25 protein-coding genes are annotated in these 23,660 nt (G+C 67.0%); 11 read left to right on the top strand and 14 right to left on the bottom strand.

The window, feature by feature from the left end; genetic code table 11:
- Window positions 1–30: 30 nt before the first annotated feature.
- From ACFQ24_RS17860 to ACFQ24_RS17840, 5 genes are all read left to right on the top strand, one after another.
- Window positions 31–2,340, top strand: a complete 2,310-nt coding sequence (locus tag ACFQ24_RS17860) for an LPS-assembly protein LptD (RefSeq protein WP_380913683.1) — start codon at window positions 31–33, stop codon at window positions 2,338–2,340.
- An 86-nt stretch (window positions 2,341–2,426) separates the two neighbouring features.
- Window positions 2,427–3,845, top strand: coding sequence for a peptidylprolyl isomerase (locus tag ACFQ24_RS17855; RefSeq protein WP_380913681.1), 1,419 nt, complete (start codon window positions 2,427–2,429; stop codon window positions 3,843–3,845).
- Window positions 3,823–4,845 carry a 4-hydroxythreonine-4-phosphate dehydrogenase PdxA gene (pdxA, locus tag ACFQ24_RS17850; protein WP_380913679.1) on the top strand — a complete coding sequence of 341 codons (1,023 nt, stop codon included), beginning with the start codon at window positions 3,823–3,825 and terminating at the stop codon, window positions 4,843–4,845. Before ACFQ24_RS17855 ends, pdxA begins: the two co-directional genes overlap by 23 nt.
- A complete protein-coding gene (rsmA, locus tag ACFQ24_RS17845) occupies window positions 4,838–5,686 on the top strand; it encodes a 16S rRNA (adenine(1518)-N(6)/adenine(1519)-N(6))-dimethyltransferase RsmA (protein ID WP_380913677.1) in 849 nt (282 codons plus the stop codon). The genes pdxA and rsmA overlap by 8 nt, the downstream gene beginning before the upstream one ends.
- Before the next feature lie 152 nt (window positions 5,687–5,838).
- Complete coding sequence (locus tag ACFQ24_RS17840; RefSeq protein ID WP_380913675.1) at window positions 5,839–6,387, top strand: pseudouridine synthase; 549 nt, start codon at window positions 5,839–5,841, stop codon at window positions 6,385–6,387.
- Between the two features lie 57 nt (window positions 6,388–6,444).
- Here ACFQ24_RS17840 and ACFQ24_RS17835 read toward each other — a convergent pair whose 3' ends face one another.
- The 8 genes from ACFQ24_RS17835 to ACFQ24_RS17800 all read right to left on the bottom strand — a co-directional run bounded on the left by ACFQ24_RS17835 (window position 6,445) and on the right by ACFQ24_RS17800 (window position 12,484).
- Window positions 6,445–6,963 (bottom strand): tetratricopeptide repeat protein, encoded by a 519-nt coding sequence (locus ACFQ24_RS17835; protein WP_380913673.1) that lies wholly within the window; start codon window positions 6,961–6,963, stop codon window positions 6,445–6,447.
- Window positions 6,964–7,035: 72 nt separating this feature from the next.
- Window positions 7,036–8,214, bottom strand: a complete 1,179-nt coding sequence (locus ACFQ24_RS17830; RefSeq protein WP_380913671.1) for an RsmB/NOP family class I SAM-dependent RNA methyltransferase — start codon at window positions 8,212–8,214, stop codon at window positions 7,036–7,038.
- A gap of 44 nt (window positions 8,215–8,258) precedes the next feature.
- Window positions 8,259–9,716: an IMP dehydrogenase gene (guaB, locus tag ACFQ24_RS17825; RefSeq protein ID WP_380913669.1), complete on the bottom strand. Its 1,458-nt coding sequence runs from the start codon at window positions 9,714–9,716 to the stop codon at window positions 8,259–8,261.
- A 171-nt stretch (window positions 9,717–9,887) separates the two neighbouring features.
- Window positions 9,888–10,355: an SRPBCC domain-containing protein gene (locus ACFQ24_RS17820; RefSeq protein ID WP_380913667.1), complete on the bottom strand. Its 468-nt coding sequence runs from the start codon at window positions 10,353–10,355 to the stop codon at window positions 9,888–9,890.
- On the bottom strand, window positions 10,352–10,846 hold the full coding sequence (locus ACFQ24_RS17815) for a VOC family protein (RefSeq protein WP_380913666.1): 495 nt from the start codon (window positions 10,844–10,846) through the stop codon (window positions 10,352–10,354). Before ACFQ24_RS17815 ends, ACFQ24_RS17820 begins: the two co-directional genes overlap by 4 nt.
- Window positions 10,843–11,643 carry a VOC family protein gene (locus ACFQ24_RS17810; protein ID WP_380913664.1) on the bottom strand — a complete coding sequence of 267 codons (801 nt, stop codon included), beginning with the start codon at window positions 11,641–11,643 and terminating at the stop codon, window positions 10,843–10,845. The genes ACFQ24_RS17815 and ACFQ24_RS17810 overlap by 4 nt, the downstream gene beginning before the upstream one ends.
- 18 nt (window positions 11,644–11,661) lie before the next feature.
- Window positions 11,662–12,024 (bottom strand): DUF1428 domain-containing protein, encoded by a 363-nt coding sequence (locus tag ACFQ24_RS17805; protein ID WP_380913662.1) that lies wholly within the window; start codon window positions 12,022–12,024, stop codon window positions 11,662–11,664.
- A gap of 16 nt (window positions 12,025–12,040) precedes the next feature.
- Window positions 12,041–12,484: a VOC family protein gene (locus tag ACFQ24_RS17800; RefSeq protein ID WP_380913660.1), complete on the bottom strand. Its 444-nt coding sequence runs from the start codon at window positions 12,482–12,484 to the stop codon at window positions 12,041–12,043.
- A gap of 119 nt (window positions 12,485–12,603) precedes the next feature.
- Between ACFQ24_RS17800 and ACFQ24_RS17795 the strand changes: the two genes are divergently transcribed.
- Complete coding sequence (locus tag ACFQ24_RS17795; protein WP_380913658.1) at window positions 12,604–13,284, top strand: winged helix-turn-helix transcriptional regulator; 681 nt, start codon at window positions 12,604–12,606, stop codon at window positions 13,282–13,284.
- Here ACFQ24_RS17795 and ACFQ24_RS17790 read toward each other — a convergent pair.
- A complete protein-coding gene (locus ACFQ24_RS17790; protein WP_380913656.1) occupies window positions 13,268–14,005 on the bottom strand; it encodes an SDR family oxidoreductase in 738 nt (245 codons plus the stop codon). The two genes, ACFQ24_RS17795 and ACFQ24_RS17790, sit on opposite strands and share 17 nt — an antisense overlap.
- A 99-nt stretch (window positions 14,006–14,104) precedes the next feature.
- Between ACFQ24_RS17790 and ACFQ24_RS17785 the strand changes: the two genes are divergently transcribed.
- Window positions 14,105–14,536: a winged helix-turn-helix transcriptional regulator gene (locus ACFQ24_RS17785; RefSeq protein ID WP_380913654.1), complete on the top strand. Its 432-nt coding sequence runs from the start codon at window positions 14,105–14,107 to the stop codon at window positions 14,534–14,536.
- Between the two features lie 9 nt (window positions 14,537–14,545).
- Here ACFQ24_RS17785 and ACFQ24_RS17780 read toward each other — a convergent pair whose 3' ends face one another.
- The 3 genes from ACFQ24_RS17780 to ACFQ24_RS17770 all read right to left on the bottom strand — a co-directional run bounded on the left by ACFQ24_RS17780 (window position 14,546) and on the right by ACFQ24_RS17770 (window position 18,124).
- Window positions 14,546–15,601: a hypothetical protein gene (locus ACFQ24_RS17780; protein ID WP_380913652.1), complete on the bottom strand. Its 1,056-nt coding sequence runs from the start codon at window positions 15,599–15,601 to the stop codon at window positions 14,546–14,548.
- Between the two features lie 84 nt (window positions 15,602–15,685).
- Window positions 15,686–16,699, bottom strand: coding sequence for an NAD(P)H-dependent flavin oxidoreductase (locus ACFQ24_RS17775; protein WP_380913650.1), 1,014 nt, complete (start codon window positions 16,697–16,699; stop codon window positions 15,686–15,688).
- 159 nt (window positions 16,700–16,858) lie between these two features.
- Window positions 16,859–18,124, bottom strand: a complete 1,266-nt coding sequence (locus ACFQ24_RS17770) for an aspartate kinase (RefSeq protein WP_380913648.1) — start codon at window positions 18,122–18,124, stop codon at window positions 16,859–16,861.
- A 174-nt stretch (window positions 18,125–18,298) separates the two neighbouring features.
- Here ACFQ24_RS17770 and ACFQ24_RS17765 point away from each other — a divergent pair, with 174 nt between their 5' ends.
- Both ACFQ24_RS17765 and ubiG read left to right on the top strand, forming a co-directional pair.
- Window positions 18,299–18,481: a hypothetical protein gene (locus tag ACFQ24_RS17765; protein WP_380913646.1), complete on the top strand. Its 183-nt coding sequence runs from the start codon at window positions 18,299–18,301 to the stop codon at window positions 18,479–18,481.
- Window positions 18,482–18,513: 32 nt separating this feature from the next.
- Entirely contained in the window at window positions 18,514–19,245 is a 732-nt protein-coding gene (ubiG, locus tag ACFQ24_RS17760) for a bifunctional 2-polyprenyl-6-hydroxyphenol methylase/3-demethylubiquinol 3-O-methyltransferase UbiG (protein WP_380913644.1), read from the top strand.
- 15 nt (window positions 19,246–19,260) lie between these two features.
- Here ubiG and ACFQ24_RS17755 read toward each other — a convergent pair whose 3' ends face one another.
- Together ACFQ24_RS17755 and ACFQ24_RS17750 are read right to left on the bottom strand one after the other, a co-directional pair.
- Window positions 19,261–20,073: a DUF1206 domain-containing protein gene (locus ACFQ24_RS17755; RefSeq protein WP_380913642.1), complete on the bottom strand. Its 813-nt coding sequence runs from the start codon at window positions 20,071–20,073 to the stop codon at window positions 19,261–19,263.
- A gap of 98 nt (window positions 20,074–20,171) precedes the next feature.
- Entirely contained in the window at window positions 20,172–20,990 is an 819-nt protein-coding gene (locus ACFQ24_RS17750) for an HpcH/HpaI aldolase/citrate lyase family protein (protein ID WP_380913640.1), read from the bottom strand.
- A 106-nt stretch (window positions 20,991–21,096) separates the two neighbouring features.
- On the opposite strand from ACFQ24_RS17750, the gene ACFQ24_RS17745 reads away from it, so the two are divergent.
- Together ACFQ24_RS17745 and ACFQ24_RS17740 are read left to right on the top strand one after the other, a co-directional pair.
- Window positions 21,097–21,633: a hypothetical protein gene (locus ACFQ24_RS17745; RefSeq protein ID WP_380913638.1), complete on the top strand. Its 537-nt coding sequence runs from the start codon at window positions 21,097–21,099 to the stop codon at window positions 21,631–21,633.
- Between the two features lie 89 nt (window positions 21,634–21,722).
- Complete coding sequence (locus tag ACFQ24_RS17740) at window positions 21,723–23,555, top strand: DUF885 domain-containing protein (RefSeq protein ID WP_380913636.1); 1,833 nt, start codon at window positions 21,723–21,725, stop codon at window positions 23,553–23,555.
- The last annotated feature ends 105 nt before the right edge of the window (window positions 23,556–23,660 follow it).

Here is a 23,660-nt window from a genome sequence, read left to right as displayed (position 1 = left end):
GGCCGGCTCTGCGATAGGCGGGAAGGCCAGATGCGCCCGTCGATAAGGCCCAACCGCTTGTCCCACGTCCCCTTTCCCCGATGCCTTGGCTCATCCGCCCGCGCGGCGCTGCTGGGTGGCGTCGCACTGCTCGCGATCCCGCATGCGCTCGCGCAGGATGCGCCCGAACCTCGCTTCAACGAGCCGCAGGCCCCCGTCAGCGCGCCCGACGCGCCCGTTCCGGCGAGCGACGATCAGATCGGCTTTGCCGCCGATACCCTGGAATATGACAGCAATAGCGAGGTCGTGACCGCCAGCGGCCATGTGCAGCTGGTGCGCGATGGCAATCGCCTGCGCGCCGACCGGGTGGTGTGGAACCGCACCAGCGGCAAGGTGGAGGCGCAGGGCAATGTCTCCGTCACCGATCCCGAAGGCAACACCGCCTATGGCGACCGCTTCGACGTCACCGATACGCTGAAGGACGGGGCGGTCGACAATATGCTGCTGGTGCTGCAGACCGGCGGCCGGCTGGCGGCGGTGAAGGGCGAGCGGACGAACGGCGTCTACACGCTGCACCGTGCCGCCTATACCGGCTGTTCGGTGGAGGATGGCGACGGCTGTCCCAAGGAACCCACCTGGCAGATCAACGCCGTCAAGGTCGTGTACGATCCCACGCGCGAGCGGGTGACCTACACCAACGCCAATGTCGAACTGTTCGGTCTGCCGCTCATTCCGCTGCCCGGCCTGTCCCACCCGGTCGGCGACGATGGCGGCAGCGGCCTCCTGGTCCCCAACCTGCGCTACGACCGCAACAACGGGTTCGAAGTCGCGCTGCCCTATTATTTCAAGCTCGCGCCGAACCGCGACCTGACGGTCACGCCGCACATCTATTCCAACGTTCTCCCCATGCTGGAAACAAACTACCGGCACCTGTGGGATCGCGGCGCTTATCAGGTGACGGGCTATGTCACCTACGGCCGGCGCGTCGGCACGGGCGAGATCGACACCACGCTGCCCGTCAACTCGCAGAAGGACCTGCGCGGCTATCTCGACGCCAGCGGCGCCATGCAACTGACCCCGGAATGGAGCGTCGACGGCTCGGTCCGCGTGACCACCGACCGTACCTTCCTGCGCCGCTACGACGTCAGCCGCGACGACCGGCTGCGCTCGACCATCGGCGCGCAGCGGATCGGCGACAACAGCTATTTCTCGCTGCGCGGCTGGGCGGTGCAGACGCTGCGCCAGGGCGATTCGCAGGGGCAGCAGCCGATCGCCCTTCCCGTGCTCGACTATCGGTATCGCGTCAAAGATCCGTTGCTGGGCGGCGTGCTCCAGCTTCAGGCGAACAGCCTCGCCATCACCCGCACGAACGGGCAGGATACGCAGCGCGCCTTCGCCGGCGCGGAATGGAACCTGCGGACGCTGACCGGCCTCGGCCAGGAAGTGACCTTCACCGGCTATCTGCGCGGCGACGTCTATCACAGCAACGACCGGCTGCTGAACCCGATCCCGCGCTATGCGGGCGATGCCGGCTGGCAGGCGCGCGGCATCGCGGCGGCGGCGATCGATATGCGCTGGCCTTTCATGGGCGAGGCGCTGGGCGGCGTGCAGCGCATCGCACCGCGCATCCAGCTCGTCGCCGCGCCGCATCTCGCCAACCTGTCGCTGCCCAACGAGGACGCCCGCGCCGTCGACCTGGAAGACAGCAACCTCTTCGCGCTGAACCGCTTCGCCGGCTACGATCGGTTCGAAGACAGCTCTCGCGTCACCTATGGCCTTGAATATGGCCTGGAAATCCCGAACATCTCGATCCAGGCGAATATCGGCCAAAGCTATCGGCTCGACCGCCGGCCCAGCATCCTGCCCGACGGCACCGGCCTGTCGGGCCGCCTGTCCGACATCGTCGGCCGCACCACCATCCGTTACAAGGATTTCGTGTCGCTCACCCACCGCTATCGCCTCGACAAGGACAGCCTGGCCGTCCGCCGCAACGAGATCGACGCGACCATCGGCAGCAAGTCGACCTATGCGATGGCGAGCTATCTGCGCCTCAACCGCAACGCCGTCGCGGGGGTGGAGGATTTGCAGGACCGGGAAGAGCTGCGGCTCGGCGGCCGGGTGCAGTTCGCGCGCTTCTGGTCCGTCTTCGGCTCGACGGTCATCAACCTCACCGACGCGCGCGAGGATCCGACCAGCATGTCGGACGGCTACCAGCCGGTTCGCCACCGCCTCGGCATCGCCTATGAGGATGACTGCCTGACGCTGGGTTTCACCTGGCGGCGCGACTACCAGGCCAATGGCGACGCGCGAAAGGGCAACGGCTTCCAGCTTCGTCTAGCTTTCCGCAATATTGGCATATAAGGAACAGGCTCCCGCGATCCTGTCAGGGCCGGTTAAGGCGCGACGGAGCATCACGCTCCGTACCGTAGTGGAGATTGTTGCCGACGATGTTGCCTGTGGTTTCCCCCACCCGCGTTTCCCAGACCCGCGTATCGCTGCCCGCTCGCCTGTTGCGGGGCATCCGCCCCTGCCTGTCGGGCCTGTGCCTCTCCACCGCGCTGGCCGCCACCGTCGTTCAGCCGCTCGGCGCGCAGACGGTCGATGAGGATGCCATGGACGTTCAGTCTCAGGGCCTCAACCTGCCCAAGGATCTGACCGTCTTCGGCAAGAGCGATCCCAACGTGCGCAAGGCGACGGCCATCGTCAACGGCCGCATCATCACCGGGACCGACGTCGACCAGCGGCTCGCCCTCATCATCACCGCGAACGGGGGCAAGGTGTCGGAGGAGGAAAGGGAGCGGCTGCGCGTGCAGGTGCTGCGCAACCTGATCGACGAAACGCTGGAGATTCAGGAAGCCGCCGCCAACGACATCAAGATTTCCCCCGAAGAGGTGAACCAGAGCTATGAGCGGGTCGCGGGCAATTTCCGGCGTTCGCCCGCGCAGTTCGACGAATATCTTCGCAGCCAGGGCAGCAGCGCCGCCAGCATCAAGCGCCAGATCGAGGGCGAACTGGCGTGGAGCCGCCTCCAGCGGCGCAACATCCAGCCTTTCGTCAATGTGTCGGAAGAAGAAGTGAAGGCGGTGGTCGATCGCCTGAACGCCGCCAAGGGCAGCGATGAATTCCGCCTTGGCGAAATCTACCTGTCGGCGACGCCCGAAAACCGCGAGCAGATCATCGCCAACGCACGCAACATCATCGAGCAGATTCGCAAGGGCGGCAGCTTCCAGGCCTATGCCCGGCAGTTTTCCGAAGCGTCCACGGCGGCGGTCGGCGGCGACCTCGGCTGGATTCGCCCGGCCCAGCTTCCCGCCGAACTGGCGCAGGCCGCGACCGAGATGCAGGTCGGCCAGATCGCCGGTCCCATCGAAACGGTCGGGGGCGTTTCGATCCTTTACGTCATCGACAAGCGCAAGGTGCTGACCGCCGATCCGCGTGATTCGCTGCTCAGCCTCAAGCAGCTGTCGGTCCTCTTCCCGCAGGGCACGACCAAGGAACAGGCGAGCGCCAAGGCCGCCAGCTTCGCCGCCGCGGTCAAGGAGATCAAGGGCTGCGGCCAGGCGAACGAAATCGGCGCGCGCGTCGGCGCCGACGTGGTCGACAATGACAATGTGAAGGTGCGCGACCTGCCGCCGCAGCTTCAGGACATCCTCATCAACCTTCAGGTCGGCGAGACGACGCCTCCCTTCGGCTCGATTACCGATGGCGTGCGCGTGCTCGTGGTGTGCGGCCGCGACGATCCGCAGTCGGCGGGTGCGCCCAACGCCGAACAGATCCAGGCGCAGCTGGAGGAAGAACGAGTCAACAAGCGGGCGCGCATCTACCTGCGCGATCTTCGCCGCGATGCCGTCATTGAATATAACTGACGCGCCCCTGCCCGTGCCCTTCGCCGTTTCGCTTGGCGATCCGGCGGGCATAGGTTCGGAAATCGTCGCCAAAAGCTGGGTAATGCGCGAAGCGCGCGGGCTGCCGCCCTTCTTCGCGGTGGGCGATCCTGCTTCGCTGCGCGCGGTCTGGCTCGGCCCGATCCAGCCGATCGCCGCACCGGAAGAGGCAGCGGGCGTCTTCGCTTCCGCCTTGCCCTGCCTTCAGGTCGCCGACGCCGGACCTATCACCCCCGGCAGTCCTACCATCGACGGCGCGCGCACCGCGCTTGAGGCGCTGGAGGTGTCGGTCGGCCTCGCCCGCTCCGGGTCCGCCGCCGGCATCGTCACCGCGCCGGTGGGCAAGGAACAGCTCTACAGCGTCGGCTTCACCCATCCCGGCCAGACCGAATTCATCGCGGAACGCTGCGGCGTCGCCCCGCACAATGCGGTGATGATGCTCGCCGGCCCCTCGCTCCGGGTCGTGCCGATCACCATCCATATCCCGCTTGCGGAGGTGTCGGCCGCGCTCAGCATCGACCTGATCCGGGCGCGCGCGCTCACTACGGCCAAGGGGCTGCAACGCAGCTTCGGCATCGCCCGCCCCCGCCTCGTGGTCGCCGGGCTCAATCCCCATGCCGGCGAAAATGGCGCGCTGGGCCGGGAAGAGATCGACGTGATCCGCCCTGCGATCGCGCTCTTGCAGGAAGACGGGCTGGACATTGTCGGCCCGCTCGCCGCCGACGCCATGTTCCACGCCCGCGCGCGGGAAAATTACGACGCGGCGCTCTGCATGTATCACGATCAGGCGCTGATCCCGATCAAGACGCTGAATTTCGACGAGGGCGTCAACATGACGCTTGGCCTGCCGATCGTGCGCACCTCGCCCGACCATGGCACTGCCTTCGGCATCGCGGGCAAGGACGTCGCCAATCCCGGCGCGATGATCGCCGCGCTCAAGATGGCGGCTGAATCCGCCCGCGCCCGTCTCGCCCATGGCTGACACGCCCTCGGCGCAACGGCCGGCGCTGCCGCCGCTGCGCGACGTCATAGCGCGCCACGGCCTCGCGGCCAGCAAGGCGCTGGGGCAGAATTTCCTGCTCGACGAACAGCTGCTCGACCGTATCGCCGCCATTCCCGGTCCGCTAAAAGATGCGCCCGCTTTCGAGGTCGGTCCCGGTCCCGGCGGCCTCACCCGCGCGATCCTGCGCGCCGGCGCGCGATTGGTCGCGGTGGAACGCGACGACCGCTGCCTGCCCGCGCTCGCAGAAGTGCAGGAGGCCTTTCCCGGACAGCTTCGCGTCATCGCGGGCGACGCGATGCAGGTCGATGCGCGCGCGGAAGCGGGCGAGGGCGCGCACATCATCGCCAACCTGCCCTACAATGTCGGCACGCCCCTGCTGGTCGGCTGGCTCTCCGCCGACTGGTCGCCGCTTCCCTGGTGGAGCAGCCTGACGCTTATGTTCCAGATGGAGGTTGCCGAACGCATCGTCGCGAAGCCCGGAACGGACCATTATGGCCGCCTTGCCGTCCTCTCCCAGTGGCGCAGCGATGCGCGCGTTGCGATGAAGGTCCATCGCAGCGCCTTCACCCCGCCGCCCAAGGTCATGTCGGCGGTCGTCCACCTGACGCCCAAGCCCGCGCCCGAAGGCGTCGCCCTCAAGCATCTCGAACGCGTCACCGCCGCCGCCTTCGGCCAGCGCCGCAAGATGCTGCGTCAGAGCCTCAAGGGTCTGCCCGGCGCATTGGACGCGCTGGCCCAACTCGGCGTCGATCCGCAGCGTCGCGCGGAAACGCTGAGCGTCGCGGATTTCGTCAACGTCGCCCGCATCCTGAGCGCCTGACGTGCGCCAACGTCACTAATGACTGCGATTGCGACCAACAATTCAGCAATTGCCAAAACCGTTTACCTGTCCACATCGCTGTCTCACTTTGCACCCATTGCGCGCTGCCCGCTCGACTTTCCGCCGAGCGACCCGCTACAGGATGGCAGCCCATGTCCCGCCTGATCCTCTTCAACAAACCCTATGACATGCTGTCCCAGTTCACCGACCGGAACAGCCCGACCACGCGCGCCACCCTGTCGGATCGCATCGCCATTCCGCGCGTCTATCCCGCCGGCCGGCTGGACCGCGACAGCGAAGGGCTGCTGCTGCTGACCGACGACGGCCGGCTCCAGGCGCGCATCGCGGACCCGAAGTTCAAGCTGCCCAAAACCTATCTGGTTCAGGTGGAGGGGGAAGTGAGCGACGACGCGCTCACCTCCCTGCGCAGCGGCGTCCTGCTGAAGGACGGGATGACCCGGCCGGCGCAGGCGGAGCGGATCGACCCGCCGGATATCTGGCCCCGCGACCCGCCGATCCGGGTGCGCCAGACCGTGCCCGACTGCTGGGTCCGCCTTACCATCCGCGAAGGCCGCAACCGGCAGGTGCGCCACATGACCGCCGCCGTCGGCCACCCCACGCTGCGGCTGGTGCGCTGGTCGATCGGAGACTGGACGCTCGAAGGCCTATCGCCGGGCCAGTGGCGGGAAATCCAGGTCTGACTCCTAATAGAAGTCCGTTCGGGCTGAGCCTGTCGAAGCCCCTTCTCGAGCCTGCCCTTACGGCCGCTCAGTCTGCGCCTTGTTCGGAGCGGGCACGGCGGACTTGTCGGTCATCGCCACGGCCGGCGGCCCCTTCTGGATTGCGGCGGACAGCTTCGTCACCGGCACGCAGTCGGCCTTGCATAGCTTCTGCGCCTGCGCCAGCACCTCCTTCGCCCGCGCAACCGCCCCCTTCTCCATCATCGCCTCGCCCTGCCCCGCCAGCGCCACGACATCGGTGGGATCGAGCAGCAGCGCTTCCTTGTAGAGGCGGATCGCCTTGCCCTGCAGCCCTTGCGCACGCGCGACTTCGGCCAGTTCGACATAGGCGGCGCGATTGCGCGGATCGACCGCCAGCGCACTTTCCAGCGCGTCGGTCGCGCCATTGAGGTTGCCGGCCCGACGCGCCGCCTCGCCCGCCTTCTGCCATTCGATCGACTGCGGATTGATCTGATTATCGGGCTTCTGGCTGAGGCCGACGCTGGACACGGTGGCCAGAACGGCGGCAAGGGCAATCGAGGCAGGGGTAAAACGCATCACTAACTCCGGCCATGTTTCAGGCGTTGATTCCCGATCCTCGCGATTTTGCAGCCGCTTGTCCATGGCCGATTATGACGGCTTCCGGCGCATCCGCGCGAAGAAGAAACCGTCCGTCCCGTCATGTCCGGGCGTCAGCAGCCATCCCGGCCCATGCGCCCGCCCGACCGGCATGTCCGCCGGTTCAGCCGTCCAACCCACGTTGCGGCTCATGAAAGCGTCCACCTGATCGCGCCCCTCCCGATCCGTCAGTGCGCAGGTTGCATAGACCAGCGCGCCGCCCGGCGCCACCAGCGGCGCTGCGAAATCCAATATCCGCGCCTGCTCCGCCACCAGACGGTCGAGCCGCGCCGGGGTCAGCCGCCAGCGCGCCTCTGGATTGCGCCGCCATGTCCCCGTGCCCGAACAGGGTGCGTCGACCAGCACCATGTCCGCGTGTCCGGTCAGCCGTTCCAGCCCCCGCGCCTCATGATTCTGGTCCAGCAGCAGCGTCTCGATGAAGGTCGCCCCCGCCCGCTGCGCCCGCGGTTCCAGCCGGGCGAGCCGCGACCGGATCGTGTCGGCGGCAATCAGCCTGCCGCCTCCCTGCATCGCAGCGGCCAGCGCCAGTGTCTTGCCCCCCGCGCCGGCGCACAGGTCGATGGCCATCATGCCGGGCCGGGCCGCGCATGCCGCCACGATCAGCTGGCTGCCCGCGTCCTGCACCTCGACAAGCCCGTCCTTCCACGCCGTCGATTGCTCGACGGGAAAACCCTCGGGCAGGCGCAGCGCGTCGGACACGCCGTCAACTGCTTCTGCCTCCGGCAACAATGGCCGAACGGCTGCAACCTCCGCCTTCAATCGATTGACGCGCAGATCCACCGGCGCACGGCCCAGCAGCGCGTCTTGCTCGACCGGCTCCGCTATCAACGGCGCGATCCAGCCGGGCACCGCCCCTGCGGCAGCGCCTACCTCGCCCGGCTCGATCGGCAGCGGCGCATGGGCCGATCCGTCGAACAAGGCGGCGATTTCGGTGCGCTCGCCCGCCAGTCCGATCATCGCCGCGCGCCCTGTTTCCGGCCGCTCGCCCGCGCGGCGGATGGCGTCATAGACATGGTTGCGCACCGCCCGCCGGTCGCGCGACCCGGCATAGCGCCGCTCCTTGAAATAGCGCGCGATCAGCGTGTCCGCCGCCGGCCCGCCATCGCGCGCCGAGGCAATGATCGCGTCCAGCAAATCAATCGCGGCCTGGATGCGGGCGGAAGGTGTCAATCAGTATCTCCCCCCTCCCTTTCAGGGAGGGGAATAATATTAGATCAGCGCGTCGGATAATTGGGCGCTTCCCGCGTGATGGTGACGTCATGGACATGGCTTTCCGACAGGCCCGCATTGGTGATCTGAACGAAGCGCGCCCGCTCCTGCAAATCCTTGATCGTCTTGCTGCCGGTATAGCCCATCGCCGCCTTCACCCCGCCGACCAGCTGGTGGATGACGTCCTTGGCCGGTCCCTTGAACGGCACCTGTCCCTCGATCCCCTCGGGCACCAGCTTCATCTGGTCCTTGATGTCTGCCTGGAAATAACGGTCGGCGCTGCCGCGCGCCATCGCGCCGACGCTGCCCATGCCGCGATAGCTCTTGTAGGCGCGACCCTGATAGAGGAACGTTTCGCCCGGCGCTTCGGCCGTCCCGGCGAGCAGCGATCCCACCATCACGCAACCCGCGCCAGCCGCCAGCGCCTTCGCGACGTCGCCGCTAGTGCGGAGCCCGCCATCCGCGATCACCGGGACGCCCTGCTTTGCCGCTTCCTCGGCCGAATCCATGACGGCGGTCAGCTGCGGCACGCCCACACCCGCGACCACGCGCGTGGTGCAGATGGACCCCGGCCCGATCCCCACCTTCACGCAGTCCGCGCCCGCGCCGATCAGCGCCTTGGTCGCTTCGGCGGTGGCGACATTGCCCGCCACCACCTGCACATGGTTAGACAGTTTTTTCACCGCCTCCACCGCGACCGCCACCTGCTTGCTGTGACCATGCGCGGTATCGATGACGATCAGGTCGCATTCCGCGTCGATCAACGCCTTGCTGCGCTCCAGCCCCTTTTCGCCCACCGTCGTCGCGGCAGCGACGCGCAGCCGGCCCGCATCGTCCTTGGTCGCCTGCGGGTAGGTCACGGCCTTCTCGATATCCTTGACGGTGATGAGGCCAACGCAATGATAGGCGTCGTCCACCACCAGCAGCTTTTCGATCCGCCGCTGGTGCAGCAAGCGCCGCGCCTCCTCCTGCCCAACGCCCGTCTTCACCGTGGCCAGATTGTCCTTCGTCATCAGCTCGCTGACGGGCTGGCCGGGGTTTTCGGCGAAGCGGGTATCACGATGCGTCAGGATGCCGACCAGCTTGCCCGACTGTTCCACCACCGGAATGCCGCTGATCTTGTGCCGCTGCATCAGCATTTGCGCGTCGGCCAGCGTGGCGGTGGGCAGGATGGTGATGGGGTTGACCACCATGCCGCTTTCGAACCGCTTGACCGCGCGTACCGCGTCGGCCTGCTCCTCGACCGTCAGGTTCCTGTGCAGCACGCCGATGCCGCCCAGCTGTGCCATCACGATCGCCATGTCCGCTTCGGTCACCGTGTCCATGGCGGACGACAGGATCGGGATGTTGAGCTTGATCTGGCGCGTCACATGGGTGGACGTGTCCGCCTGGCTGGGCAGCACATCGGATTCGCCGGGCTGCAACAGCACGTCGTCAAAGGTGAGGCCAAGGCGGATGTCCATGGAAAAGGGCCACTTTCTTCTGGGGGACGCACCGATCGCGCTGGCATGTCCGGGGGATTTGTGGCGGCCCATGTAACCACTTGCGCAGCGAACGGCCAGACCCCCGCGCGCATTTTGTTGCGCCTGCGGGCGGAGGGGCGGCGGAAGCCTCCACCCGCTCCGTCCGCGCCCTCAGGCGATCGCCGCGGACGTCTCGCACAGCGCCTTGAACTGCGCCATCATCTCTCCCCAGCCGGCCTCGAAGCCCATCTCCTGGTGCCGTGACTTGCCCTCCGCGTCCCAGTGCCGCGCGGTCGCTGTGAAGCGGGTGCCGTCCTCCTGCGCCGCAAAGTCCCAGATCGCGGTCAGAAAAGGCGTCTGCGGTATCCAGCCCGCGCGGAAGGCGTCGGTCGTCACCACCCGGCGGCCCGGCAGCACCTCCAGGAACACGCCCTCCATCGGGCCGGTCTCCTCGCCGTCGGGGCCGAACATCTGCACCGCGCTGCGGCCGCCCGGTCGCATATCCTCCTCGATCACCTCGGCCCGCCAGGGTTTGGGGCAGAACCATTGATCTTTTAGGTCCGTCCACACCTTCCAGCAGATTTCGGGCGGCGCGGCGATGAGGCAGCTTACCGACAGTTCATGGATTTCGTCGCTCATACGCTCTCTCCCTCGAACGCCGCCTGCATGGCGGCGCTATCCAGCTTCTGCATCGTCATCATGACTTTCATCATCCGCGCGATGCCCGCCCGGTCGCCGGTCCGGTAATTGGCCAGAATCCCGCGCGTCACCAGCTGCCAGGACAGGCCATATCTGTCCTTCACCCATCCGCACGGCCCCGGCGACCCGCCATCGGCGGTCAGCGCGTCGAAATAGCGGTCCAGTTCGGCCTGATCCTCGCAGGCGACGGACAGCGACACCGCTTCGTTGAAGCTGAAGTCGGGCCCGCCGTTCAGCGCCTGATAGCTCTGGCTGCCCAGCGTGAATTCGACCAGCAGCACCCTATCCTCCGGCACGGGCGCAGGCGTCGGATTATCTTGCGGATAGTAACTGACATGGTCCACCGACCCGCCGAACACCGACACGTAAAAGCGCGCCGCTTCCTCCGCCTGTCCGTCGAACCAGAGGCAGGGCACGATCCTGTCGGTCATGCCGCGCTCCTTCCACCGACCAGCGCGAACATCGCACCCTGCGGATCGGTCGCCTGGATGATCCATCCGCCGCCCGGCACCTCCATCGGTCCGTTCAGCACCTGGCCGCCGCCCGCCTGCACCTTGGCGACTGCTTCGTCGATGTCGCGCACCACGAAGTAGAACAGCCAAACAGGCACCGGCACTTCCCTGGGCCGGGGCATGATGCCGCCGGTCATGCTCTGGAAATCGGTGCCGCCGGTCTGGGACACGAGCTGGTAGGAACCCATTTCTCCCATGTCCATCGCGTCGCCGGTCGTCCAGCCAAGCTGTCCGGTATAGAAAGCCAGGTCGCGGTCGAAATCGCCGCTATAGAGTTCATGCCAGCCGACATGCCCCTGCGCCATTGGCGGAGCCGGCTCCATCCCGTCCGGGCTGCTGCCCTTCAGCAGCATGAAGACCGCGCCGCCCGGATCGCTCATCACGGCAAAGCGCCCCACGCCCGGAATATCCTCGGGATCGCGCATCACCTTGCCGCCCGCCGCGCTCAGCCGCGCCGCGTCGGCGTCCACGTCCGCCGATCCGACATAGCCGCCCCACCAGGGGGACATGCCGCAATCCTTCGCCTCCGCCGGGATCGCCATCACTCCGCCCATCGCGCCCGCGCTGCCGGACACGACATGATAGGGGTCGTCCATCCCCTCCCCGCCGAAGGGCTGCGACGTCCAGCCAAGCACATCGCCATAGAAAGCGAGCGCCGCCTGCGGATCGCTGGTCATCAGTTCGTACCAGAAGAATTTGCCTGTCATATCGGCCATCGCTGCTCTCCCTTCCTGTCAGGCGCTGGCGTCGACCAGCACCTCGAAACCGCCATAGATCAGCCGCGCGCCCACGAAGGGCATGTCCTCGCCCTCCTTGGGCTGCATCCGGGGATCGGCCATCACCTTCGCCGAACCGGCGTCGCGCGTCTCCTTGTCGGGCCATTCGATCCAGGAAAAGACGACCTCCTCACCCTCTTCCGCGATCACCGCGGTGCGGAAGTCGTTGACCTTGCCCGGCTTGAGGTCGTTGGCCCAGCATTCGACCACGCGGGTCGCGCCATGCTCGATGAAGATCGGCGCGGCATAGGCCGCCAGTTCCCTGTACCGATCCTTGTTGCCCGCAGGCACCGGGATCACGAATCCGTCCATATAGGCCATTGCGCCTCTCCTCTTGTCAGGCGGCGGCCGTCGCGGCCCGGTTCGCCTCGGTCGCCGCCGCCACGTCCATCCAGCAGAAATCCCACATATGCCCGTCCGGATCGGCAAAGCCGCGTCCGTACATATAGCCATGATCCTGCACCGGATTGGGCTCCGTGCCGCCCGCCGCCAGCGCGCGCGCCATCACCGCATCCACCGCCTCGCGACTGTCCTCCGTCAGGCACAGGCCCAGCTGCACGACCTCTCGCGCATCGGCGATCGGCCGCTCGGTAAAGGTCGCAAAGCGCTCGCGCGTCAGCAGCATCGCGTGGATCGTGTCGGAAAAGCTGACCATCTGCGCGCTGTCGTCCGCGAAATCATCGTTCCGCACCGCGCCCACCGCTTCATAGAAGGCGATGGAGGCCGGCAGGTCGCGCACCGGCACATTGACGAACATCATCTTTGGCGTCTGGTTCGACATTCGATCTCTCCCTTCGAATGGCTGCTGTGGTCGCGCGTCCCTTGCCCGACTCACCGCTTGAACTTTGTGGGCCTTCAGATTATTTAAAGCAACAGTTAAGTTAGAAAAGATAACTAATAGTGACCCAGACCCGCAAACGCGCCTATCAGGACGGCTGCGCCGTCGCTCACGCGCTCGACATCATCGGCGACCGCTGGGCCATGCCCATCATGCGCGAATTGATGCTGGGGCCAAAGCGCTTCACCGACCTGCGCGCCGGCCTGCCCGGAATCAGCGCCAATGTACTGACGCAGCGGCTGGAGGAGTTGGAGGCGGCGAGCGTCCTGGTCCGCCGCCGCCTGCCGCCCCCCGCCGCCAGCCGCATCTACGAGTTGACGCCCTGGGGCCGTGAGTCGGAAATCCTGTTTCAGGTGCTGGGTCGCTGGGCCTGCCGGTCCCCGACGATGGAGCCGGGCAAGCCGATGAGCCAGGCGTCGGTCGTGCTGTCGATGCGCACCATGATCGCGCGCGACCGCATCGGGGATATGGACGCGACCATCGGCTTCCGCTTCGGCGAGGAGGAATTTCGCGCCACGGTCCGAGATGGCGACTTCCACATGGATCGCGGGGAAGCGGCCGGCACGGACCTGCTTTTCGCCGGCGACCAGAACGCGCTGGCGGCCTTGCTCTACGGCGGCGCGTCGCTCGACGATCTCAAGGGCGTACTGACGGTCGAAGGGGACAGGGACTTGGCCGAACGCTTCGCCCGGCTCTTCCCCCTGCCCCCGAAGGCGCCGTCGACGGTCAGTGCTGCTGATTGAGCGCCGCGAAGACCTGATTGAAATCGCCGCGCTTGGTGGCCTCGCTCAGGAACTTGACCCGCTCGACATGGATTTCCGCCGGCGTTGGCTGCTGCCGCAGCAGCGCCATCGTCTCGGCGATATAATCGTCCAGCTTCATCATGTCGGGATTTTCAGCATGGCCTGGCATCAGGTCGGTCTGCACGCCCGGCGGCACGATCTCGATCACATCGACCCGGCCCTTGAGCTGCGCGCGCATCGACAGCGACCAGCTGTGGATCGCCGCCTTGGTCGCGCTGTAAGTCGGCGTCGCCGCGAGCGGGACGAAGGCCAGCCCGGACGATACCGTCAGGATCGTCGCATTCGCCTGCGCCTCCAGTTGCGGCAGCAGGGCATGGGCCAGGCGGATCGGCCCCAGCAGGTTCGTCGCGACGGTCGCCTCCGCGACGTCCAAGTCGATGCCCTGCTCGGCCACCATGATCCCCGCGTTCAGCAGCACGGCGTTGAGCGCCGGAAACTGCTCGACGATCCTGTCCGCGAACGCCGTGATGTCGCCCGCGTCCGTCATGTCCAGCGTCATCGTCGCCATGCCGGGATGGTCGGCCGCCATGGCATCCAGCGCGGCCTGCCGCCGCCCTGCGATGATGACCTGATTGCCGGCCGCATGGAATTCATGCGCCAGCGCAGCGCCGATGCCAGATCCGCCGCCGGTGACTAGGATGGTGTTGCCTGAATTCTGCATGGGAAAGCTCCTTTCTTCTGGCTTCCCCGCCTATCTAGCGTTACGCTCTCTTTTCGGAAGAAGGCACCGCAAAGTGCCATAGGCACTGGAAAGTGACCAATGCAGAAATCCGTCAAAAATCTTTTCAGTGCCGGCAAAATAAATCAGGCGAACGCCTATCTGGATCATCCCGGAGACGCCAGTGATCCGCGGATCGAGCGACTCGTTAACGACCTGATCGGCCGGGTCGCGGACAAATGGACGCTGCTGGTGCTGGAGGAGCTGGAGGAGCGCGGCACGCTGCGCTTCACCGAAATCGGCCGGGCGGTGGACGGCATCAGCCAGAAGATGCTGACGCAGACGTTGCGCCAGATGGAGCGGGACGGGCTGCTGACCCGCACGGTCCATCCGGTCGTGCCGCCGCGCGTCGATTATGCGCTGACCCCGCTCGGCAACAGCCTCAGCGCCGCGTTTTGCGGGGTGTGGATGTGGGCCGAACGCCACCTGGAGCAGGTGGAAGCCGCGCGCACCGCCTTCGACGCGCGCGACTGATCCGCCCGCTTATTCGCTGTCCGCCGGTACTGGCTGCACCACCAGCTTGGGCGCGCTGTTGTCCGGCAGGGTGCGGCTGACGGGCGGCGGTCCGAATGGCACCGTGCCCGGCGTCGTCGGCGCCGGATTGGCCGGCGTGGGGGCAGTCGGAACGGAGGGTGAAGGAGCGGCCGGAGCGGAAGGCGCAGGAGCACCGCCCGGAACACCCTGCACCGTCGCACCCGAACCGACAGGCGGTGGGGGCACGGGCGCAGCCGGGGCCGGAACGCCAGTGGGCGGCACATTGGCTGGCGGGACGTTGGCGGGCGCGCCGCTCGTCATGCTGCTCGGCGTCGGCATCCCCGGCTTCCACCCGGCCGGCGCTTCGCCCGGCGGCACCGGCGGCGGCGGCAGCGGCGTGGGCGACAGCCGCAACGTCACCGTCCCGCCGAAGCGCGACTGCCATTCGGCCAGGCGGCGCAGATAGTCCGCATAGGCGGCGTAAAATTCCTGAAACGGCTTTTCCAGCTCCGCCAGCCATTGCGGCGCGTTCAGCAGAAGCTGGGACGATGGCGTCGAAAGCACCTTGGCGCCAACCGTCACCGCGACCGGGCAGAAATGCTTGATCACCGGCGGCAGCGCGAAGAAATTATAGACGACGGTGTTCAACCGTTCGCGTGTCCCTACCGCCGACCGGCCATAGGCGACGGTATAGTTGCGGTCCACCGCGTCATTGGCACTGTCCAATATGTCCCGATGCACCGACAGGATCTGATTATATTGAAGCCGCGCGGTCGATCCATATTTGTCGCAGTTGAGCGCCGCGACGTTCAACGCCATGCGCACATGCCATAGCGCCGTGTTCGACGTGACGCCGCGATTGGCGGTCTGATATTTGCCGTCCGCGTCCTTCTCCGGAATGCTCATTCCCTCGACCGCATTGTCCGGCGGCATCGGGCGGATGGTCGGCACCACCGGCGGCGGGGGTGTCGGCGGCGGAGGCGGTGGCGGCGGGGTGGTACAGGCCGCGATCGCCGCCAGGGACACCAGGGAAATTCGCCCGAGAAAACGGCGTGTTGCGGACATCAACTTCTCCGAAGGGGGACGGCCCGTCATGCCGGGCAATCGTGCCGGAGGAAATAACCTTGCCGCTCGGTTCGTCGCAAGCCTTCAGGCGGCTCGCCGCGCCAGCGCCGCTTCCGCCTCGTCCAGAAGCTGCGCGATGATCGCCGCGACGGGCTCTTCCTTCGTCACCATGCCGACCGACTGGCCGGCCATCAGCGACCCGCCCTCGACATCGCCGTCGATTACCGCGCGGCGCAGCGCGCCTGCCCAATAATGTTCGATCTGCAACTGCGCCTCCATCATCTCGATGGCGCCGCTGTCCAGCAGGTTGGCGACTTCGCGCTGCTTGGCGGTGAAGCTCTCGGTTCCCGCATTCTTGAGCGCGCGCACCGGGATCACCGGCAGGCGCGGGTCGATCTGCACGCTGGCGATGGCGTCGCGCGCCGACGCCCGGAAGAATGCCTTCTTGAAATTGGGGTGCGCGATGCTCTCGGTCGCACAGGCAAAGCGGGTGCCCAGCTGCACGCCCGCCGCGCCCATTTCCAGATAGGCGGCGATCGCCTCGCCCCGGCCGATGCCGCCCGCGACGAAGACCGGAAGCTGGCTCGCCATGTCGGGCAGGATTTCCTGCGCCAGCACGCTGGTCGACACCGGGCCGATATGGCCGCCCGCTTCCATGCCTTCCACCACCAGCGCGTCTACGCCCGACCGCACCAGCTTCTTCGCCAGACTGAGCGCCGGCGCGAAGCAGATCAGCTTCGCGCCCTTTTCCTTGATCGCCTCGATGCTGCCCTTCGGCGGCAGACCGCCGGCCAGCACGACATGGCCCACATCATGTTTCGCGCACACCTCGATCAGGTCGAACAGCTGCGGATGCATGGTGATGAGGTTGACGCCGAAGGGCCGGTCCGTCAGCGCCTTCGTCGCCGCGATCTCCCTGTCCAGCAGGTCGGGCGTCATCGCCCCGCACGCGATCACGCCGAACCCGCCGGCGTTGGATATCGCGGCGACCAGGTTGCGCTCGCTGACCCAGCTCATCGCCCCGCACAGGATCGCCGTATCGCAGCCCAGAAATTCAGCGCCACGGGCCATGAGGGAAGCGAGCTTGGGGTGGGTCATGGTGTCAGCCTTCAAGAATCAAAAGCCCCTCCCTTTCAGGGAGGGGTTGGGGTGGGTGCGACGCGCAGCGGCGCGGCAGCCCGTGCGATGATGCAGGAGGCTCGCTACGCTCGCCACCCACCCCCGGCCCCTCCCTTGAAAGGGAGGGGAGGATATATGTCAAGCCGCAGGCGCGTCGAGGCCATAGGCGGTATGCAGCACGCGCACCGCCAGTTCCGTCTCGTCCTCGTCGATCAGCACGCTGACCTTGATCTCGCTGGTGGAGATCGCCTCGATGTTGATGCCGCGTTCGGCCAGCGTCTTGAACATGGTGGCGGCGACGCCCGCGTGGCTGCGCATCCCCACGCCCACGACGCTGATCTTCGCGACTTCGACGTCGGTGATGATGCGGCGGAAGCCGATCTTGTCCTTGTTCGCTTCCAATATGTCGACGCTGCGGGCGAGGTCGGCGCGCGGCACGGTGAAGGTGACGTCGGTCTCTTCCTTCTCCTTGCTGTCGTTCTGGATGATCATGTCCACGTTGATCGCCGCGTCCGCCAGCGGGCCGAAGATGCTGGCGACGGCGCCCGGCTTGTCGGGCACGCGGGTGACGATGATCTTCGCCTCATTCTTGTCATGGGCGATGCCGGTGATGAGTTGCCGTTCCATCTTGGTTTCCTTGAGCTTGGCGTCCAGTTCCTCGTCGCTCACGATCAGCGTGCCGGGGAGGTCGTCCTGGGTGGGATCGTCGAAGGAAGAAAGCACCTGCACGACCACGCCTTCCTTCATGGCGAGGCCGACCGAGCGGGTCTGAAGCACCTTGGCGCCGACCGACGCCAGTTCCAGCATTTCCTCATAGGTGACGAGGTCCAGCTTGCGGGCGCGCGCCACGATGCGCGGGTCGGTGGTATAGACGCCGTCGACATCGGTGTAGATGTCGCATCGGTCGGCCTTCACCGCCGCCGCCACCGCGACCGCCGACGTGTCGGACCCGCCCCGGCCCAGCGTCGATACGCGCCCATCGTCCATCATGCCCTGGAAACCGGGGATGACGGCGACCTGGCCCGACTGCATCGCGGCGACCAGCGCGTCGGTCTCGATCGTGGAGATGCGCGCCTTGGCATGGGCCTCGATCGTGCGGATCGGCAATTGCCAGCCCAGCCAGCTGCGCGCCTCCACGCCCATGGCCTTGAGCGTCATGGCGAGGAGGCCGCTCGTCACCTGCTCGCCGCTGGCGACGACGACATCATATTCCGCCGGGTCGTAGAGGGGGGATGCTTCCTTGCAGAAGCCGACCAGCCGGTCCGTCTCGCCCGCCATGGCGGACACGACCACGGCGACCTCGTGCCCTTGCTCCACGACATGCTTGACGCGCGCGGCCACGTTGCGAATTCGCTCCATCCCCGCCATGGAGGTGCCGCCGAATTTCATCACGATGCGCGCCATTTGCTTGTCGAACCACCCTAGTTGCGTGAAAGAAAATGTCCCGGAGGGGCAAAAACGGCGCTCCTATTAGCAGCCGCGGCAAATATGGCAAGCAATCGCCGTCCCCTTGCGGCGCGCCATCGGGAACATCGCGCCGCGCCGATCTTTCCCTTCTCCATGGCATAGGAGGATAGCATGGAAACAGGCTTTTGGGGTTTCGTCATCATCGGCGGCCCGATCCTGCTCGGGCTGGTGCTGATCTTCGTGATCGTCAGCAACAAGCGCAAGAGCAGCCCGGGCGACATCGCCCACACCGAGCAGGCGACGCGCGACCTGCACCGGCAACTGGACGCGGAGGACAAGGCCGGCGGAAGCTAGGCAGGGCCGATGCAACCGCTATAAAGGGCGTCATGACCCAGCCCACCGCCACCATCGACCCCAAGGAAGCCGCGCATTTCGGGGAGATGGCCGCCGACTGGTGGAACCCCGCCGGGTCGAGCGCGATGCTGCACAAGCTGAACCCGGTGCGCCTAGCCTATATCCGCGCCGCGATCGACCGCCATTGGCCGGGGCGCGAGCAGCAATTCCGCCCGTTGGAGGGAAAGCGCGCGCTTGACGTCGGCTGCGGCGCGGGCCTGCTCGCAGAACCGCTCGCCCGCCTCGGCGCGCACGTCACCGGCCTCGACGCCGCGCCCGAAAATATCGCAGCGGCGCAGGACCATGCGCAGCGGCAGGGCCTCGCCATCGACTATCGCGCCACGCCGGTCGAGCAGCTCAGCGAAGGCACCTTTGATCTCGTCACCTCGATGGAAGTGATCGAGCATGTGGCCGACCCCGCGGCCTTCGTCGCCGCCCTCGCCGCGACGCTCGCGCCCGACGGCCTGCTGATCCTCTCAACGCCCAACCGCACGCCGCTCTCCCGCCTCGCCATGATCACCATCGGCGAAAGCATCGGCGGCATACCCAAGGGGACGCACGACTGGGGCAAGTTCCTGACGCCCGACGAACTCACCGCCCTGCTCGAAGCGGCCGGTCTCGAAGTGATCGACAGCAGCGGCCTCTCCTTCGATCCGGCGCGCGGCTTCACCCTCTCGGAAAACAAGGCGATCAACTATCTGCTGACCGCCCGTCACCGGGCCTGATCGGCAGCCCGCCCCTTATCGGAACAGGCTGGGCTTCTCGACGCTGATGCGGCGATAGCGCGCCTCGATCAGGCTGAAGAGCCCGAACAGCAGCAGCCCGACCGCGACCGTCGCCATCACCACGCCGCCTTCCGGCTGGGCGCGCAACTGCCGGAGCGCCTCGCCCAGCCCGCCGGCCCGGTCCGCATCCTGGTTCATCGCGGCATCGGTCAGGAACCAGCCGATGATGGCGAAGATGATCGCGCGCGCGGCATAGCCGCACCGGCCGATCCACCGGACATAGTGCGGCGCCGGGGCACGGCTATCCAGCTCATCGAACCGCGCCTTATAGGCCTTGATCGCCTGCGCCGCCGCCACCGCTAAGAAGCCGACGCCCACCAAAGTCAGCAAGGCAGGACCGCCCGGCTGCTGCATCAGCCATCCCGACCAGCTTTCCGCCTTCTGGTCGCCGGGGCTTCCGCCCTGCGCGCTCGCCTGCCGCAAAGCGATCCGCCCCGCCGCCACCGTCAGCACAAGATGGGTGAGACCGCTCACGGCATAGCCCACCCGCTCGAACCGCCCCTTGAAATCGCGGCTGCGGTTTTCGGGATCCGTCGCCGCTTCGGTCAACCGCCAGATCGCATAGCCCAGGAACCCCGCGGCGCACACGGCCAGCAGCGCATGGCCAAGCGGCGCGCTCGCCAACGTGCCGAGCGCACCCTGATTGTCCATCGGCTGCCCGCCATGGATTGCGACATCCAGGGCGAACCAGCCGATCAGGATATAGACGAGTCCCCTCGCCGCAAAGCCGATCCGGGCCAGCAGCGTCATCCTGCGTTCGAAATTCATCCACACTCTCCCTGTCGCGGTGCCAATGCCTCGCGACGCGGTCCGTTCCCTAAAGACGACTTGGGAGAAGCGCGGACCAGAGATAGCGGTCAACCATCCTATCGCGACGAAACAGCCTCCGCCCGCGCGATCAGCGCGTGGGCTTCCTCGACATGCATCGTTTCGATCATCCGGCCCTCGAACCGCTCCGCCCCGCCGGTCGCCGCCTCGACCAGCCGCCGCGCGTCCGCCACCGCCTGCACATCCGGGCCGAAGACCTGGTTGGCGACGGGCACCTGTCCGGGGTGGATCAGCGTCTTGCCGTCGAAGCCCAGCCTATGCCCCTCCGCGCATTCCGCCTCCAGCCCGATCTCGTCGTCCAGCCGGTTGAACACCCCGTCGAACACGGCGATGCCCGCCGCTCGCGCCGCAAGGACCACCGCCTGCATCGCGTGGGACAGGCCGGTCCGGTCGGCGGATGGCGGGATGCCCAGATCCTTGCGCAGATCGTTGACGCCCATGAACAGCCCCGCGCATCCCTCGCCCGCCGCGATGGCGGGGGCATTCAGCACGCCCTTCGCGCTTTCGACCATGGCGATCACCGGCTTCTGTGCCACGCTGAACACGTCGCGCACCTGCTTTGGATGCTCCACCTTCGGCAGCACTACATAATCCGCCGCCGTGCCTTTCAGCGCCACCATCTCGGCCCCATGCCAGCGCGTGCCCTCCACATTGATGCGCACCGCCGCCAGCCGGCCGCCGAACCCTTCGGCCAGCGCCGCGACCGCACCGTCCAGCGCCGCCTCCTTGGCGTCGTCCGGCACCGAATCCTCCAGGTCCAATATCACCATGTCGCACGGGAGCGTCCGCACCTTGGCGACGGCGCGCGCATTGGACGCGGGCAGGAACAGCAGCGATCGGGCATGGCGCAACAGCATATCGTCTCTCCTTGGCTCGCCCCCCTCTAGCGGACCCGCCGCGGAGGGAAAGTGCTTTCGATTCCCCGCCTGTCCTATCGCCCGTCGCCTGCGATAGCCTGCCCCCATGACCCAGACCGACCCGCTCCACTTCTCCCCCGTCCCGCACCAGCGCCGCGCCCGCGGCTGGACCGAAGCGGCGCAGCGCGCCTTCATCGCCATGCTCGCCCGCTGCGGCGTCGTCGCCCATGCGGCGCGCAGCGTCGGCTGCTCGCCGCGTTCCGCCTATCATCTGCGGCAAAGGGCGGGGGCCGACAGTTTCGCCGCCGCCTGGGACTGGGCGCTGGAAATGGGCCTCGACGAAAGCCGCGCCAAGGCGGTGGCCCTGGCAAAGGGCCGGCGCGAACGGCCGATCATGCGGCGCGGGCGACAGGTCGGCGTGCGGATCGATACCGACCTGCGCCTGCTCTATGCCGCGATGCGCTCGCTGGATGCAGAACGCAGCGGGCACCGCGCCGCCATGCCCCATCGCCAGCGCATCGGCCTGCGCGACATCATGCGCCGCCTGCTCGATGCCGGCCCCTTCTCGCCGGAGGAATGGGCGATGCTCGGCCCGCAGCTCGCCGGGGCCATTGGAGAAGACCCTCCTCGGCCGGCGACGTAACGATCTGTCGCGGGTAGGAAATTCTATGTCGAATTCTACGGGAAATATGCGAAGTTAAGGGGAAGAATTCCTACGGAGCGCCCCTTCCCATGCCGACCAATCGCCGCGACTTCCTGATCGCCGGCTCTTCCGCCTTCGCCCTTTCCGCCCTCCCCAGCCGGCTGGCCGCCGCCACCGACACGCCCGATGCCAGGGCGGAAGCGATGCTGGCCGACATGGCCGAAGCGATGCTGGCCGACGCGCCCGAAACCGCCAGCGGCCTTGGCATCGACACCGGCGCGCGCGCCGCGCTCAAGGGACGGCTGGGCGACAAGAGCCCCGCCGGCCAGGCTCAGATCGCCGCCCATGTGAAGGACCGCCTCGCCCGGCTGCGCGCCGTCGATCGCAACGCGCTCTCTGCCGGGGTGCGCAACGATGTCGACGTCGTCCTGGCCGCGCACGAGCTTGCCGAACAAGGCTTCGCCTTCCCCTTCGGCGACATGGCGACGATGAACAGCAACTGGTCCTACCGCAACAGCCCCTATGCGGTGGCGCAGAATACCGGCAGCTTCGTCGAAACGCCCGACTTCCTCGACAGCAACCATGCGATCAAGACCAGCGCCGACGCCGACGCCTATCTTGCCCGCCTGTCCGCCTATGCCGCCAATCTCGCCGGCGAAACCCAACGGCTGAAGCATGACGCGGGCATCGGCGTCGTCGCCCCGGCCTTCCTGCTCGACAAGACATTGAAGCAGATGACGGCCGTGCAGGCGCAGCCGATCGATCAATGGGTGCCCGTCGCTTCCATCGCCCGCCGCACGAAGGACATGCCCGGCGATTACGCCGCGAAGGCCGCCGCCATCGTGAAAGACAAGGTTGCGCCTGCACTTGCCGCGCAGGTGGCGGAACTCCAGCGCCAGCGCGCCACCGCGACCATGGATGCGGGCGTCTGGAAATTGCCTCAGGGCGAAGACTATTACGCCTGGGCGCTCCAGGCCGGCACCACCACCCGCATGTCCCCGGACGAGGTGCACCGGCTCGGCCTCGACCAGCTCGCCGCGCTCCAGGGCCAGATGGACGGCCTGCTCAAAAGCCTTGGGCTGACGAAGGGCACCGTGGGCGAACGCATGACCGCCATGGGGAAAGACCCGCGCTACCTCTTCGCCAATGACGACAAGGGCCGCGCGCAGATCCTCTCCTATATCGACGGCCGCCTCACCGACATCCGCGCCCGCCTGCCCCGCGCCTTCGCGACGCTGGTGCCCGCCAAACTGATCGTCAAGCGCGTGCCGGTGGAGATCGAAGCCGGCGCGCCCGGCGCTTATGCCGGCGCGGGCACGATCGACGGCTCAGTCCCCGGCAACTATTATACCAACCTGCGCGATACCAGCATCTGGCCCCGCTACTCGCTGCCGACGCTCTGCTATCATGAGGGCATCCCCGGCCATATCTGGCAGGGCGAATATACCTACAAACTGCCGCTCATCCGCTCTCTCCTCGCCTTCAACGCCTATTCGGAAGGCTGGGCGCTCTATGCCGAACAACTGGGCGATGAACTCGGGGCCTATGACGGCGATGTCGCGGGACGGCTCGGCTATCTCCAGTCCATCGCCTATCGCTGCTGCCGCCTCGTCGTCGATACCGGCCTCCATGCGAAACGCTGGACCCGCGACCAGGCGATCCACTGGTTCGCCACCACCAACGGCTCAACGGTCGAGGACGTGCAGGGCGAGGTCGACCGCTACTGCGCCTGGCCGGGTCAGGCCTGCGGCTACAAGGTCGGCCACGGCGAAATCGTCCGCCTGCGGGCGCGAGCGCAACAGGCCCTCGGCAGCAAATTCGACTTCCGCCTGTTCAACGACACCGTGGTGAAGGGAGGCGGCGTACCGATGACGGTGCTGGCGGCGAATGTGGATGCGTGGGTGAAGGGGAGGATGGGCTAGGCACCACGGCAATCGGGACAGTCCGGTCGCAACAGGCGCGGTGCGCGATTGACTTACGCGGTCATGGCTGGATAACCGTCCCGGTTCCTGAGCGGACCGACACGG

This window comes from Sphingobium olei (assembly GCF_042678845.1).
Classification (GTDB): Bacteria; Pseudomonadota; Alphaproteobacteria; order Sphingomonadales; family Sphingomonadaceae; genus Sphingobium; species Sphingobium olei.
Note: the sequence above shows the minus strand (reverse complement) of the source record. Positions and strands in the feature narration are given on the sequence as shown.

Bases quoted from the DNA above. Each gene is read 5' to 3' on its own strand.
- ACFQ24_RS17860 (WP_380913683.1), top strand. From the start codon at position 31: ATGCGCCCGTCGATAAGGCCCAACCGCTTGTCCCACGTCCCCTTTCCC.
- ACFQ24_RS17855 (WP_380913681.1), top strand. From the start codon at position 2,427: ATGTTGCCTGTGGTTTCCCCCACCCGCGTTTCCCAGACCCGCGTATCG.
- pdxA (WP_380913679.1), top strand. From the start codon at position 3,823: ATGCCGTCATTGAATATAACTGACGCGCCCCTGCCCGTGCCCTTCGCC.
- rsmA (WP_380913677.1), top strand. From the start codon at position 4,838: ATGGCTGACACGCCCTCGGCGCAACGGCCGGCGCTGCCGCCGCTGCGC.
- ACFQ24_RS17840 (WP_380913675.1), top strand. From the start codon at position 5,839: ATGTCCCGCCTGATCCTCTTCAACAAACCCTATGACATGCTGTCCCAG.
- ACFQ24_RS17835 (WP_380913673.1), bottom strand. From the start codon at position 6,963: ATGCGTTTTACCCCTGCCTCGATTGCCCTTGCCGCCGTTCTGGCCACC.
- guaB (WP_380913669.1), bottom strand. From the start codon at position 9,716: ATGGACATCCGCCTTGGCCTCACCTTTGACGACGTGCTGTTGCAGCCC.
- ACFQ24_RS17820 (WP_380913667.1), bottom strand. From the start codon at position 10,355: ATGAGCGACGAAATCCATGAACTGTCGGTAAGCTGCCTCATCGCCGCG.
- ACFQ24_RS17815 (WP_380913666.1), bottom strand. From the start codon at position 10,846: ATGACCGACAGGATCGTGCCCTGCCTCTGGTTCGACGGACAGGCGGAG.
- ACFQ24_RS17810 (WP_380913664.1), bottom strand. From the start codon at position 11,643: ATGGCCGATATGACAGGCAAATTCTTCTGGTACGAACTGATGACCAGC.
- ACFQ24_RS17805 (WP_380913662.1), bottom strand. From the start codon at position 12,024: ATGGCCTATATGGACGGATTCGTGATCCCGGTGCCTGCGGGCAACAAG.
- ACFQ24_RS17800 (WP_380913660.1), bottom strand. From the start codon at position 12,484: ATGTCGAACCAGACGCCAAAGATGATGTTCGTCAATGTGCCGGTGCGC.
- ACFQ24_RS17790 (WP_380913656.1), bottom strand. From the start codon at position 14,005: ATGCAGAATTCAGGCAACACCATCCTAGTCACCGGCGGCGGATCTGGC.
- ACFQ24_RS17785 (WP_380913654.1), top strand. From the start codon at position 14,105: ATGCAGAAATCCGTCAAAAATCTTTTCAGTGCCGGCAAAATAAATCAG.
- ACFQ24_RS17780 (WP_380913652.1), bottom strand. From the start codon at position 15,601: ATGTCCGCAACACGCCGTTTTCTCGGGCGAATTTCCCTGGTGTCCCTG.
- ACFQ24_RS17775 (WP_380913650.1), bottom strand. From the start codon at position 16,699: ATGACCCACCCCAAGCTCGCTTCCCTCATGGCCCGTGGCGCTGAATTT.
- ACFQ24_RS17770 (WP_380913648.1), bottom strand. From the start codon at position 18,124: ATGGCGCGCATCGTGATGAAATTCGGCGGCACCTCCATGGCGGGGATG.
- ACFQ24_RS17765 (WP_380913646.1), top strand. From the start codon at position 18,299: ATGGAAACAGGCTTTTGGGGTTTCGTCATCATCGGCGGCCCGATCCTG.
- ubiG (WP_380913644.1), top strand. From the start codon at position 18,514: ATGACCCAGCCCACCGCCACCATCGACCCCAAGGAAGCCGCGCATTTC.
- ACFQ24_RS17755 (WP_380913642.1), bottom strand. From the start codon at position 20,073: ATGAATTTCGAACGCAGGATGACGCTGCTGGCCCGGATCGGCTTTGCG.
- ACFQ24_RS17750 (WP_380913640.1), bottom strand. From the start codon at position 20,990: ATGCTGTTGCGCCATGCCCGATCGCTGCTGTTCCTGCCCGCGTCCAAT.
- ACFQ24_RS17745 (WP_380913638.1), top strand. From the start codon at position 21,097: ATGACCCAGACCGACCCGCTCCACTTCTCCCCCGTCCCGCACCAGCGC.
- ACFQ24_RS17740 (WP_380913636.1), top strand. From the start codon at position 21,723: ATGCCGACCAATCGCCGCGACTTCCTGATCGCCGGCTCTTCCGCCTTC.